This is a genomic window from Klebsiella sp. R390 (assembly GCF_051131745.1).
Classification (GTDB): Bacteria; Pseudomonadota; Gammaproteobacteria; order Enterobacterales; family Enterobacteriaceae; genus Klebsiella.
The window spans coordinates 4429525-4442744 of record NZ_CP180445.1; the positions used below are offsets into that span (position 1 = coordinate 4429525).

Sequence of the window (13220 nt, forward strand, 5' to 3'; positions counted from 1 at the left end):
ATATGGTTGCAGACTATTTACCGTTACTGCTGCGCGGCGCGGGACTTTCGCTGTGCGTGATGCTGGTCTCGTTGCTGGTGGCGCTGCTGTTGGGGCTGGTGAATGCCCTGATAAAGCTGTTCGGGCCACGCTGGCTACGCTGGTTTTCTACCGGCTATACCACCCTGGTGCGCGGCATTCCGGAGCTGGTCATTATGCTGCTGCTGTTTTTCGGCGGCGAGATGCTGGTGAATACGCTGCTAGGGCTGGTCGGGTTTGGGCCGGTTCGCTTCAATACCTTTATTTCCGGGGTTCTGGCGATTGGCTTTGTGTTTGGTGCCTACTACACCGAAACCTTTCGCGGGGCCTTTCTCACCGTTGATCGGGGGCAAACTGAAGCGGCACAAGCGTACGGCATGCGTCCGTGGACGGTCTTTCGGCGCGTGATGCTGCCGCAGATGCTGAGTTTTGCTATTCCGGGCATTAATAACAATTGGCTGGGGCTGATGAAAGCGTCGGCGCTGGTGTCGATCCTTGGCCTGGAAGATATGGTGTGGCTGGCGGAACAGGCCGGGCGCGCCACGCAGAAGCCGTTTTTGTTCTACTTCCTCGTGTCGCTGATTTACATGGTGATCACCGCCTTGTCGAGCTGGCTGTTTAATCGTCTGGCGAAGCGCTACGCGCTGCGCTCTTCGACGGCGGGGGCGGCACTATGAACCTGCAGACATTTATCGATGCGCTACCGGGCTACCTGTGGAGCGACGGCAACGGCGCGGCGAGCGGGCTGGCGGTGACGGCGGAGCTGTTTTTACTGTCGATCGTTCCCGGCATGGTGCTGGCGGTACTGATGGCGGTCATTCAGGTGTACGGCCCGCGGCTGCTGGCCTGGCCGATTCGCGGCTGCACCTGGTTCTTTCGCAGCACGCCGCTCTACCTGCAGCTGATGCTGATCTATTACGGGCTGTCGCAGTTCGATATCGTCCAGCTGGGCTGGCAAAACGATCGGCCGTTCTGGCTGCTGTTCCGCGATGCGACCTTCTGCGCCACCTTAGCGTTGGTGCTGAATACGGCCGCTTACGTGGCCGAACTGCTGGCAGGGATGATGATGACCTTTCCGCGTCAGGAGTGGGTGGCCGGTGAAGCCTACGGCATGAGCAAAGGACAAATTATCCGTCGTCTGGTGCTGCCGGCGACGCTGCGGCGGGGCATTCCGGCGCTGAATAACGAGATGGTGTTTTTACTGCATGCCACGTCGCTGGCCAGCACCGTCACGCTGCTCGACATTACCGGCGTCGCGCGGGCGTTTTATGCCATCACCTATTCGCCGTTTATTCCGTTCCTGATGGCCGCTGCGCTCTATTTGCTGTGCACTTTTTTACTGATATACGCCTTTTCGCGCGCCGAGCGACGCTGGCTGGCGTTTGCCCGCCGCTCGTGATCAGGAGCGTTTAATCGCCTGAAGTTCGGTCAGGGTCACGATTTTATCGACGCGGAATTTTTTGCTGGTCAGCCAGGTGTCCGCCAGCTGGCAGTAGTGGGCCATGCTGCGACAGCCGATGCGTACCAGGAAATCAAAGCTGCCGCTGACCAGCCAGCAGTCGAGCACTTCCGGGGTTTGGCGCATCTCTTGTTCAAACACCGGCTGCGAGCGGCCGTGGTCGGCCAGCGCAATCTGCGCCTGCACCACGAAGGCATGCTCCGGCTCGGGGAGATCGATAATCGCGCTGTAGCCCCTGATAATTCCATCGCGCTCAAGGCCACGTACGCGTTCCAGGCAGGGACGGGCGGTGAGGTTTACCTGCTCCGAGAGCTTTTGATAAGAAATGCGGCCATCCCGGCGCAGGATTTCAAGGATCTTATGATCGATACGGTCAAGCCGGGCTTTCTTTTCCACAAAGAGGACGTCCAATGAAAATTAAACACTATACCTTACCCGAACATGCCCTGGGTGGGCAGCGGCAATTAACGCATTTTCATTTTGGCGAACCCGGCGTCGGGGAGAAAGTCTATCTCCAGGCAGGGCTGCATGCCGATGAAATCCCGGGCATGTTGGTGCTGCACTATCTTAAAAGATTACTGTGCCAGGCGGAACGTCGCGCCGAGCTGCGCGGTGAAATTATTCTCGTTCCGGTAGCAAATCCGTCGGGGCTGGCCCAGGTGATGCTCAACAGCGGCATCGGGCGCTTTGACCTGAGCAGCGGGCGCAACTTCAACCGCGATTTTCCCGATCTGGCTCACCTGGCACAACCCCATTTGCAGGCGGCGCTGACGCACAATGATTACCGGCAACAGGTACGCCAGGCGATGCGCGATGGGCTGGCTGCCGAGCCGGTGCGGAGCGAAGTACAGGCGCTGCGCCATCATCTGCTGGCCCTGGCCTGCGATGCGGATGTGGTGCTGGATCTGCACTGCGACGACCAGGCCATTTTGCATATGTACGCCGATCCGGCCTGGCAGCCAGAGGCCGGCGTACTGGCCGCTTTTCTCGGCATTGGTACGGTGCTGCTGTCACAGGAGAGCGGCGGTAACTCATTTGATGAAGCCTGCGGGCTGCCCTGGCACCGCCTGGCGGCACAGTTCCCCCAGCAGCCACGGCAACCTGGCTGCATGGCGGTGACCGTCGAGCTGCGAGGCCAGCAGGAGGTCAATCATAAAGTGGCACGTCAGGATGCCGAGCGGCTCTATCGCTACCTGCAATTTCGCGGCCTGCTGGCCGGTGACCGTCCTGAGGTCCCGCAGCAGCAGACGGTAATGCTACCATTTAGCGCCGGTGAGATTGTCACCGCCCCGGCGAGCGGCATTCTGGTCCAGCTGAAGCAGCCCGGCGAGTGGGTCAGCGCCGATGATGTGGTGGCCGAAATCGTCGACCCGCTAACCGACATGATCAAATCCGTCCGCCCACAGGCCGGTGGGCTGATCTACGCCAGCCGTCGGGCGCCGTTTGTCACTTTTGGCGCCGAAGTCATGAAAATCGCTGGTGAGCAGCCCTTCAGCGGCGGTGGTGGGCTGGCGATGTAAGCAGCAGCATTCTGTCTCCCCCCTGGCGGTTGTTGATCTCCTGTCATTTACCGCCATTTTCGCTTTCCCGCCTGATTCCCCGTCGCTATTTGTTAGCGTAAATCCAGAACAATATTTTTTCCTCAGCCAAAAGAAACGGGCACTGAAATGTGATGCTTCACGCTAAATTTTTCATTCTCGGCGAATAAACTGTGATGAATTACACATTAATCACCTTTAATTGTATGCATTGCTAAATGTGATCTTGATCCTCTGAATATGGAAAAAACGCAATAAAGGTCAGTGGATTGTGTCATTTATTGGTTTTGATTAAAAAAATGCCGCTGCTAGTATTGATGATAGTAAGAATGAGGCGGATTGAGACTGGGGCATAATATTGTAGCAATAATCATCTCTGATGGAGCCATTACCGTGATGCTATTTACTGTTAGACAACGTAAAATTTTTGAGCTGCTTTGGGTGATCAGAGATTATGTCACAGTAAAGGATATTGCTGATGAGGTGTCCTACTCAGAAAAAACCGTCAGGAGCGATCTCGATGTTATCAGGGATGAAATTGTCCATCATAATATAGGCCGTCTGGTGGCCAAAACGAATAAAGGTTTTTTTCTTGATATGGAGAAAATAGCCTATGAAAAAATCGCCACAACATTTGTTGAGAATAACGTTGATGAACGTATAAAAAACCGGATGTGTCGGATGTTAATGCTGCTGCTGGTTCAGCCCGTGGTGTCCGTTCAGGAATTAGCTGATTGCGTTTATCTGGATAAAGGTGCGATTAAAAAATACCTCTCTGAGGTTGCATCATGGTTATTGCCTTTGGGGATGTCGTTATCCAGGTCTAATGCTAATTGTAGCCTGTTATGCACCGAATTTACCCGGCGACAGTTATTCTGGAATTTATTTATTGAACTGAAGCATTGTCAAAAAAAGGAGCCTTCTGGGCACCTTTATACCTCAGTGCATACTCACAGCAAAAAATACTTTGATGATGCCGATTTTCTTACGCTTAAAATCATGTTCGGCCAGGAAATGCATCATTTTGAATCTATTATGCAGGCGCTTGAGACACTGGAGCAAAAATATCATGTGTCTTATACCTATGACGCCTGCGTCTGGCTGGTTTTTTCGATGGTTCTGGTGATGCACCGCCAGAAAATAGCACGAGATTGTCCGGCGGTTACCGTTGAGCACGCTATCGCGCTATGCCCGGAGCAGGAAATGGCCCATTCTCTTTGTCAGCAATTACATGCCTCAACCGGGCTGGTATTTTCAGCTGATGATGTACGCTATCTGACACTGGTGTTACTGGCCTGCGAATTAAATGATGTCAATGATGAGCGTCTCCGGGAGCAGGTTTGCGCTTCCCCGCAACATCTCGAGGAGACCGTTCAGACGTTTATTCTGTCGTTAAGTCACGTGGTTAGCCGCGGGTTGCTGAGGGATAAACAATTATTATGGCGCCTGATTTTACTCATTCGGCCGATGATCTATCGTCAGCGCTTTGCGATGAATCGCTCCGCTACGGAGGCTTCTCAGTCATTGGTTCGCCAGGTCAAATTTTCTTATCTTGATTTATATCTTGAAGTTGAACTGTGCAGCTTACTGTATGAGCAGCGTTATGCTCTGGCGCTAAATGAACAAGAAATTAGCCTGATTACGCTGTGTATTAAGAATGCGCAAAGCTTAGCGTTGAAGAAAATTCGTGTCGCGATTGTTTGTAATTATGGAATTGGCATCTCGCAATTTGTTGCCCAAAAAATACAGCGGGCGATCACTCAGGTTGATATTGTCGGTATTCTGTCACTGCGAGAACTTGAGCAACTGGACCATTATGACTGCGATCTGGTTGTCAGTACCGTGCCGCTGCAGCGCAGTAAAGAGACGGTTATTCAGGTCAATGATGTGCTGTTGCCCTACGATCTTTCCCTGATTAAAGAAACCGTCAAAAAGATGCAAAAAAGTAAGGTGCTGCAAACCTTACAGAAAAAAAACGATGGTAGGGCTAGAGGCTATCACCAGTATATATCGCCCGACATGTTATTCGTTATCTCAACGGTTAAAAGTAATCCAGCCGTGCTGGAATTCATGTGCCAACAGGCGACGACTTCTGGTCGCTGTGACCCACGTTATTTATCCTCAGTATTAGAGCGAGAAAAAGTCTCCTCTACGGAGATTGCTCCTGGGGTCGTGCTTACTCACGGAGATCCCAGCCTGGTGAAGGAGAACTTTATCTCCCTGGCGTTACTCCACGATCCCGTTAACTGGGGAGGGGAGCAGGATGTCGATGTCGTCTTTATGGTTGGTTTTAAAAGAGCCGCGGATGGCAAAATTGACGGCAGCATCGCCGGTTTTTACACCATGCTGGCTGCCATGGTGGAAAACGATACGCTCATGAAATCGCTGCGTAGCTGTATTTCAGAGAAAGCGTTATATCAATTTTTAACAGATCAGAACAGGTATGAGGATATGCTATGAAAATGTGCGAGTTTATTATTGCAAGCGATGAAGGGCTGCACGCCAGACCGGCGGCAGATTTTGTCGATAAATCTCTTTCTTACCTCAGCAAAATTACCTTTGAGAAGGATGGTGAGACTTTTAACGGCAAAAGTTTTACCTCCGTGTTGAGCATGGGAGCATGCAAAAATGACAAGGTTATTATTAAGGTGGAAGGTGAAGATGAGGACCAGGCAATTAATGAGTTGACCCGTTTTCTTTATACTTTAAATTAATGCAACGATATTACCCTCAGCGATCAGGATATAATAAGGATAATAATTTTCATGATACTTTCAGATGTTATCAATAAAAATGCCCTGCAAATTAATATGCCGGCGACGGATAAACGACAGGCCCTCGAGTCATTAATTGACCTGTTATACAAAGATGGTGCGGTTAATGATCCGGATGCCTTTATTCAGGATGTCTATCAGCGTGAAAATGAAGGTAAAACCGGGATCGGGGGGTTTATTGCAATCCCGCACGGCAAGTCAGATTTTGTTAATCATACCTGTATCGCTATCGGGTTATTAAAAAAGCCCATTGAATGGGAGTCATTGGACGGAAACAGAGTGAAGGTGATTATTCTTTTTGCCGTCAATAAAAAAGATAAAAATGACTATTTTGTCAAAATGATGTCGCAAGTGGCGCGCCTGCTTGGCAAAGAAGAAACTTGCGAAAAACTACTCTCTGCCGCCTCGACGGATGAGCTGGTCTCTGCCTTTGAATAACCTGGAGTATCCCATGAATATTGTTGGAATTACCGCCTGCACTGCCGGCATTGCCCATACCTATATCGCCAAAGAAAAACTGATCCAGGCCGCCTTAAGCCTCGGGCACAACATCAAAGTTGAAACCCAGGGGTCTATTGGTGTCGATGATAAGCTCAGCCCGGAAGATATCGCTAAGGCGGATATTGTTATCTTTGCGACCGATATTGGGATTGGTGGTCTGGAACGTTTTAAAGATAAGCAGGTCGTCGAAGTGCCTATTTCTACCGTCGTTAAATCACCGAAGTCGTTGATTCAAAAAATACAAGAAAAAATGCAAAAATAATTAACCCTAAATATGAGGGCGATAGCATGTCTTACAATATCGGTTTCAAGAAACATATGTTGACCGGCGTTTCCTACATGATCCCGGTGGTCGTCGCTGCGGGCCTCTGCATGGCGATTGCGAAAATATTCGGCGGCGCTTTTGTGGCCAATGCGACACAGACATTACCCTGGTTTATTAACCAGCTAGGTGTTGTGGCAATGGGGCTGGTTGTCCCGGTTCTGACCGCCGGCATTGCCTACTCCATTGCCGACCGTCCAGGTATTACGCCAGGGTTGATTCTGGGGTTTGTGGCGATAGAAATTAAAGCCGGGTTCCTTGGTGGCATGCTGGCAGGATTTCTCGTGGGGTACGTGATACTGGCTATTCGTCGCTACTTAAAGCTACCCTCCAGCATGCAGGGATTGATGCCGGTGCTCTTTATTCCTCTACTCTCCACCCTGATTATTGGCCTGGCATTCTATCTGTTTTTGGGGCGTCCAGTGGCCCTTGCTCAGGCCGTGGTTATTGACTGGATGGGGGGACTGATGGGCGGTTCGCGGATGGTGCTCGGAGGCATTATTGGCGCCATGATGGGCTTTGACCTCGGCGGGCCGGTGAATAAATCAGCGTCGCTGTTCTCGAATGCGATGCTGGCACAAGGGATTTATGGCCCGGAGGCAGCCAAAATTGTCGCGGGCATGGTTCCCCCCATCGGCGTTGCGATTTCGGTGTTTATTTCCCGTCGTAAGCGTTATTCACAGGGTGAAATTGAAGCCGCTAAAGCCGCATTTCCCCTCGGATTATGTTTTATCACCGAAGGCGTTCTGCCCTTTGCCGCGGCGGATCCGCTGCGGGTCATTCCCGCCTGCATGGCCGGTTCGGCTACGGCTGCCTCGCTGACGATGCTGTGGAATGTCACCAGCACCGTACCGCACGGCGGGATCTTTGTGATACCCATCATGGGCCATCCCTGGGGATTTGTCGCCGCGTTAATTATCGGCAGCCTGATTACGGCCACCGTGTTAACCATTCTCAAACCCGTATTAAAAGCATCCGATCGGCAAGACGGCGCTGAAGAGGAGCCTGAAGTTGATGATTTTGAAATCAGCATTAAATAATCCATCGCTCACTCAAGCATATTCTCATTATTGAGGTCCGGTATGTATATTTTGAATGGCATTGCGGCATCGCCAGGTATCGCGTTTTGTCAGATTCAGGTTCTGCGTCATCACCGACGCTATGCTGAATATTCTGATGCCTGCGAATCCCCCCGTGAGTGGGATCGGTTTTTAACCGCGTTACAGCGCAGTATTGAAAGCATGGCGGCATTTCATCAGCAGGCATTACAGCAATATACCGATGAGATCGCCAAGGTCTATAAAGCTTATTTGTTAATGCTCCAGGATGAAGATTATATTGCGCATATTCGTGAGAATATTTTTTCAGCGCTATGTGCTGAACGGGCGGTTATTAAAGAAACCGATCGCCTGGTTGGCTGTTTATTAAAATCAAAGTCATCCTATTTGAATCAGCGGGTTGAGGATCTTCGTGCCATAGAAAAAATGCTGTTGAATGCTCTGGCCCACAAACCTATCGCTGAACTCGCCGCAGATCCTCAAAAAATGATTATCGCGGCGGATGAACTGACGCCAGCAGATACTATTGTCTATCAACCAGAGCAGTTGCAGGGGTTTATTACCTGCGGCGGTGGGGTGACCTCCCATTCGGTAATCCTGGCTAAAGAACTGGGGATCCCGGCGATTGTCGGCGTCACGATGGATATTGATCGCCTGGTAGACGGTCAATCAGCGATTGTCGACGGTGACAGAGGCGTAATCTATATCGACCCGGATGCGCAATGTATCACGAAATATCAACAGCTTATTGCTCATTCAGCACAGCGCAAAGAAGCGCTGAGACGCTTTGTGATGGCTGCTGGCGCGACGCCGGCAAAGATTGCGGTATGCGCCAATATTACGGCGCTCAGTGAAGCGCAGAACGCGCTCGAACAGTATGCCGACGGTATTGGCCTGGTTCGGACCGAGTTTTTGTACATGAATCGGGACCACTTTCCGGATGAGGAAGAGCAGTTTCAGTTCTATCAATCACTGGCGGTGCTGATGGCGGGCAAGGAGATCGTTATCCGCACCCTCGATATTGGCGGTGATAAGCAGGCGGACTACATTGGGATTCCGGCGGAGGAGAATCCGTTTCTTGGCTATCGGGCTGTCCGCTATTGTCTCGGTAATATCGAGATTTTCAGGCAGCAGCTGCGAGCGATCGTGCGTGCCTCGGCGTTTGGGCGGGTGAAAATATTAATCCCGATGATCGCCACGCTGGAAGAACTGCAGGAAACGAAAGCGTTGATCGCGGATATTAAGCAGTCGTTATCTCAGCAGCAGATTGCGTATGATGAAAATATTCCCGTCGGCATTATGGTTGAAACGCCTGCTGCGGCCATGCTCGCGGATGTCTTCGCCAGCCACTGCGACTTTTTCAGTATCGGTAGCAACGATCTGACCCAGTACATTACGGCCAGCGATCGCAACAACAGTAAAGTCCAGCATTTATACCAGCCGCACCATCCGGCAGTTTTACGTGCGATTAAACAGGTCATCGATGCCGCGAAGCAATATCTGATCCCGGTTCACGTTTGTGGTGAAATTGCCTCAAACGACAAAATGTTGCCTTTTTTAATTGCCGCCGGAGTTGATGAACTCAGCGTCACGCCGCTCAGCGTTCCGCAGGTGAAATATACCGTGGCAAAAATGACAACGCTGCACTGCGAATCGTGGTTGGAATCAGTCTTAGCGACCCATGAAATGGCGAAAATCGACTGTTTGCTCAGCGAAATGGCGAATGAAATAGCCGCATTATAGATTTAATTGTCCATTAAAGAATTCATCTGTTGTGCCATCTATTTCCAAAATGGCGCGGATGACTATTGTGTAAAATCACTTTCTATGCAGAGGTAAAAATATGTATGTCACAATGAAAACCATTTTAGATGATGCGAATAAACACTATTACGGCGTCATTTCCGCTAGCGTGATTAATCTTGAGTTAGTTCGCGGCGCTATTCGCGCGGCACAAGAAGAGAATGCGCCGATCATTATTAATATTGGTCAGGGGCAAATGAGTAAACATGGTGACGGCGAAATTATCTCTAATATCGTGCGGACTCTGGCGGCGCGCGCGACCGTGCCGGTGGCGCTGAACCTCGATCACGGCAAGGATTATGAGCGTATCACCCATGCTTTCCGTCACCAGTTTTCGTCGATTATGATCGATGCCTCGGAATACCCAATGGAAGAGAATATTCGACGTACCAAAGACGTGGTGACCTTATGTCACTCACAAAATATCACCGTCGAGGGCGAAATCGGCTTTATTGGCCAGGCCGCCAACGCGGATGATGAAAAATTTGACCTTTACACCCGCGTAGAAGACGCCGTTCATTTCTTTGAGGCCACCGGGGTGGATGCTCTGGCGATAGCCGTGGGGACTGCGCATGGTAAATACCCGGCCAACCGCGCGCCTAAAATCGATTTTGACCGTATCAGCCAGATCAAACAGGCCACCCAGAAACCGCTGGTGCTTCACGGGGGGTCTGATTCCGGCGAGGAGAATATCCGCCAGGCGGTCATTTGCGGTATTAATAAAATCAACGTCTGTACCGATACGTTTGTTAGCTGCAAAGAGGGATTGAGAACGATGCTGCAGGAAACACCGGATATTGATTTCATGTCAATGATGATCAACATGGAAAATCAGGCCAAAGAAACGCTGCAAAATTATATTCGTATTTCGGGCTCCAGCGGTAAAGCGAGTCATTTCAGATAAGTCGTTACTTTTTTAATCACCAGGTTTTATCACTAATGATTTAAACAGCGCGCAGGCGTCGGGGTTGCTACGCTCGCGCGCGGCTCGGAGGAACAAATAATGCAATGCTCGGTAATAATTGGACAATATGATGGTACGGGCCTGAAGTGCATGGTTGAAAGCGCTGGGTGGTTTGTCGGAATTAAAAACTGGAAGCCTGAAAATGATATCCAGCATATTGCTATGCTGGAACGTCACTTATTGACGGATGAAGTGTTTATACTGCTGGACGGGAAATGTACGTTGCTGCTGCTCGACGAGAATGATACGTCGAACCCGCGTTTTCACGCGGTCCCAATGGAACCCCACAAGGTCTACTGCATCCCGAAAGGGGCCTGGCACAATACGATTACCTGGCCAGGCGTCAAACTGGCGTTGATTGAAAACCGTGGCACCAGTGCAGAGAACAGCGAATTTATGCCGTTGAGCGGCGCCATGCGTGAGCACATTATCACTACTCTGGCGTCACCTGTGGGTTAAGGCATCACCGCAGTTCCCGGCAGGCGCGGGCGATGTTCTGGCAGGCGATGTCCAACTGAACATCATCCAGCGCGTAGGCCAGACGCAGATATCCCGGCGAACCAAATGCCGTTCCCGGCAGCGTCGCGACATGAGCCGCGGTGAGCAGGTAATCGGCGACCGCAACATCATCCTCAAGCTGCTGGCCAGCGGGAGTTAATTTCCCGATAAGGCCGGAACAGTTGGCGAAAAGATAAAATGCCGCCGGCGGCGTGGCGGCGCTAAGTCCATCAACCTGATCTACCAGCGCCATCACCCGAGCACGGCGTTTGCTGAGAACAGAGAGCCACGGCGGCAGAAAGTCGGCGGGCAGCGTCAGGGCTGCAACGCCCGCCGCCTGCGCCAGCGAACAAGGGTTGGAGGTACTCTGTGACTGCAAAATAGCCATCGCGGAAATTAACCACGCGGGGCCGGCGGCATAGCCCAGCCGCCAGCCGGTCATGGAGAAGCTTTTTGAGAGCCCGTTCACGGTCAGGATCCGTTCGCACAGCGCCGGGGCAACCTGAGCCAGCGTGCAAAATGCTGCGCCATCGTAGCGTAATGCCTCATAGATATCGTCTGCCAGGATCAGCACCTGCGGTGCCGCCAGCAGCACTTCCGCCAGCGCCTCAAGCTCCTTGCGGCTGTACAGCGCGCCGGTCGGGTTGCCCGGCGAGTTGAGGATCAGCCAGCGGGTGCGGGGAGTGATGGCGGCGGCCAGCGCCTGGGGCGTGAGCTTCCAGCCCTCCTGTTCCCGGGTTGACACTATCACCGGCTTGCCTTCCGCCAGAGCCACCATATCGGGATAGGAGACCCAGTATGGGGCCGGAATAATGGCTTCCAGATCGTGGCTCAGCGTAGCCTGTAGCGCATTGAAGATCAGCTGTTTGGCGCCGGTGCCGGCAATAATCTCCTGCGGCACGAAGTGCAGGTCATTGTCGCGGGCGAATTTATCAATAATAGCCGCTTTCAGGGCATAGGTACCACCAACTGCGGTGTATTTGGTTTCCCCCAGGCGGATGGCATCGATAGCGGCCTGGCCAATGGCAGCAGGCGTGGCAAAGTCCAGTTCACCGAGACCAAGGCTGATAATGTCGATTCCCTGCTGCTGCAGGGCGCGTACCCGGTCGGCGATGGCAGCCGTAGGCGACGGGCGGACTCGCCGCATCCGCGGCGCGAGAAAGTGTGCTGACATAGTGCTCTCTTTGGTTAGACGCCGCGTTAAATTGGGCGGCGTATTCATCGGTTTCAGGGGCTTCAGGCCGGAAAGGTCACGCCGCTACGCGGGTCGGCGGCGAGACGCTGGAGCTCTGCCTGGGTTTCAGCGATAACCTCAGGGGTGACATCAATCAGCGGCGAACGCACATGGCCACCGTTGAAGCCGCGCAGATTCATGGCGGCTTTCACCAGCTGCGGCTGGCCGTGGCGACGCGCGAGGGCGCGGAAGCCGTACCACAGTCGGTGCAGCTCTCTGGCGGCGACGGCATCCCCTCGTTCCAGCGCCCGGAAGCTGGCTAACACCAGCTCCGGCAGCGCGCCGCTGTTGGTAGTGCTGATCCCGTCGAAACCACACATCATCGGGCCTAAAAATGCCAGGTCGGAGGCGCAGAACAGACGCAGGCGCCCGGATAACCGATTGGCGATCTGGTCAATCACGGTCGGGTTGAGATCGCCCTGTTTGATCCCCACCACCTCCGGGATATCCGCCAGCTGTTCCAGCAGCGCAGGGGGCAGGGTAATGCCGATACCCGGTGCGTTGTAGACCAGAATCCCGGTCTTAGATAACGGCGCCATCTGCCGGAAAAAACTGACGATTTGCGCATCGGTCACTTCGGAGACAAAAGGCGGTGTCACCATTGGCAGGCCGCCAAGCTCGCCTGCCAGCGTGGTCAGTTCGCGCACCACCCGGGCGTCGGAGCCGGCGCTGCACAGCATCACCGGAACGCGATCGCCCACGACCCCCATCACGTGGCGGAAAATGTCGGCGCGTTCCTGGACATTCAGCGCCGGGAATTCACCGTAGGTACCACCAATCAGGATGCCGTCGTAGCCGAGGCCAATGACGCGCTCGATGTTGGCGGCCAGCCCGGCGAAATCAATCTCGCCTTGGGTGGTGAAAGGGGTTACGGTGATATTGAAAATCCCACGCAGTTTTTCACGGCATTCGATTCTGTCTTTCATCTCTCTCTCCTTAATATGTCGTGCCGCTGCGGCACGACGATGGTGTGGTGGTTAATGACCGGCCTGTGCCTGTCGATGGTGCAAGAGCGCACGATGAGTGCGCATCATTTGTTCAGTGATGTGGC

At 52.7% G+C, this 13220-nt stretch carries 14 protein-coding genes; 11 read left to right on the forward strand and 3 right to left on the reverse strand.

All coding sequences use genetic code 11. The features are described from left to right. The first annotated feature begins 2 nt into the window (after nucleotides 1-2). Both ACMYSP_RS20750 and ACMYSP_RS20755 read left to right on the forward strand, forming a co-directional pair. A complete protein-coding gene (locus ACMYSP_RS20750; protein ID WP_123755080.1) occupies nucleotides 3-695 on the forward strand; it encodes an ABC transporter permease in 693 nt (230 codons plus the stop codon). Beyond that, the gene (locus tag ACMYSP_RS20755; protein WP_434583930.1) at nucleotides 692-1417 is read left to right on the forward strand and encodes an ABC transporter permease; all 726 of its coding nucleotides are present in this window, start codon (nucleotides 692-694) and stop codon (nucleotides 1415-1417) included. Before ACMYSP_RS20750 ends, ACMYSP_RS20755 begins: the two co-directional genes overlap by 4 nt. Here the strand turns inward: ACMYSP_RS20755 and ACMYSP_RS20760 are convergent, their stop codons facing one another. After that, complete coding sequence (locus ACMYSP_RS20760) at nucleotides 1418-1873, reverse strand: Lrp/AsnC family transcriptional regulator (RefSeq protein ID WP_123755517.1); 456 nt, start codon at nucleotides 1871-1873, stop codon at nucleotides 1418-1420. 14 nt (nucleotides 1874-1887) lie between these two features. Here ACMYSP_RS20760 and ACMYSP_RS20765 point away from each other — a divergent pair, with 14 nt between their 5' ends. The 9 genes from ACMYSP_RS20765 (at nucleotide 1888) to ACMYSP_RS20805 (ending at nucleotide 10896) form a co-directional block, all read left to right on the forward strand. Beyond that, nucleotides 1888-2997, forward strand: coding sequence for a succinylglutamate desuccinylase/aspartoacylase family protein (locus ACMYSP_RS20765; protein WP_434583931.1), 1110 nt, complete (start codon nucleotides 1888-1890; stop codon nucleotides 2995-2997). Between the two features lie 414 nt (nucleotides 2998-3411). Continuing rightward, nucleotides 3412-5475, forward strand: a complete 2064-nt coding sequence (locus ACMYSP_RS20770; RefSeq protein ID WP_434587208.1) for a BglG family transcription antiterminator — start codon at nucleotides 3412-3414, stop codon at nucleotides 5473-5475. Next, complete coding sequence (locus tag ACMYSP_RS20775) at nucleotides 5472-5729, forward strand: HPr family phosphocarrier protein (protein ID WP_434583932.1); 258 nt, start codon at nucleotides 5472-5474, stop codon at nucleotides 5727-5729. The genes ACMYSP_RS20770 and ACMYSP_RS20775 overlap by 4 nt, the downstream gene beginning before the upstream one ends. Before the next feature lie 51 nt (nucleotides 5730-5780). Further along, complete coding sequence (locus ACMYSP_RS20780) at nucleotides 5781-6227, forward strand: PTS sugar transporter subunit IIA (RefSeq protein WP_434583933.1); 447 nt, start codon at nucleotides 5781-5783, stop codon at nucleotides 6225-6227. Between the two features lie 13 nt (nucleotides 6228-6240). After that, a complete protein-coding gene (locus tag ACMYSP_RS20785) occupies nucleotides 6241-6552 on the forward strand; it encodes a PTS fructose transporter subunit IIB (protein WP_331850279.1) in 312 nt (103 codons plus the stop codon). Between the two features lie 26 nt (nucleotides 6553-6578). Further along, complete coding sequence (locus ACMYSP_RS20790) at nucleotides 6579-7652, forward strand: PTS fructose transporter subunit IIC (protein ID WP_434583934.1); 1074 nt, start codon at nucleotides 6579-6581, stop codon at nucleotides 7650-7652. 42 nt (nucleotides 7653-7694) lie between these two features. Next, entirely contained in the window at nucleotides 7695-9413 is a 1719-nt protein-coding gene (ptsP, locus tag ACMYSP_RS20795; protein ID WP_434583935.1) for a phosphoenolpyruvate--protein phosphotransferase, read from the forward strand. A gap of 112 nt (nucleotides 9414-9525) precedes the next feature. Next, entirely contained in the window at nucleotides 9526-10377 is an 852-nt protein-coding gene (locus ACMYSP_RS20800; RefSeq protein WP_434583936.1) for a class II fructose-bisphosphate aldolase, read from the forward strand. A gap of 150 nt (nucleotides 10378-10527) precedes the next feature. Next, entirely contained in the window at nucleotides 10528-10896 is a 369-nt protein-coding gene (locus ACMYSP_RS20805; RefSeq protein ID WP_434583937.1) for a hypothetical protein, read from the forward strand. A 4-nt stretch (nucleotides 10897-10900) separates the two neighbouring features. Here ACMYSP_RS20805 and ACMYSP_RS20810 read toward each other — a convergent pair whose 3' ends face one another. Both ACMYSP_RS20810 and ACMYSP_RS20815 read right to left on the reverse strand, forming a co-directional pair. Further along, a complete protein-coding gene (locus tag ACMYSP_RS20810; protein WP_434583939.1) occupies nucleotides 10901-12109 on the reverse strand; it encodes a pyridoxal phosphate-dependent aminotransferase in 1209 nt (402 codons plus the stop codon). A gap of 62 nt (nucleotides 12110-12171) precedes the next feature. Further along, a complete protein-coding gene (locus ACMYSP_RS20815; RefSeq protein WP_434583940.1) occupies nucleotides 12172-13095 on the reverse strand; it encodes a dihydrodipicolinate synthase family protein in 924 nt (307 codons plus the stop codon). Nucleotides 13096-13220 lie beyond the last annotated feature (125 nt).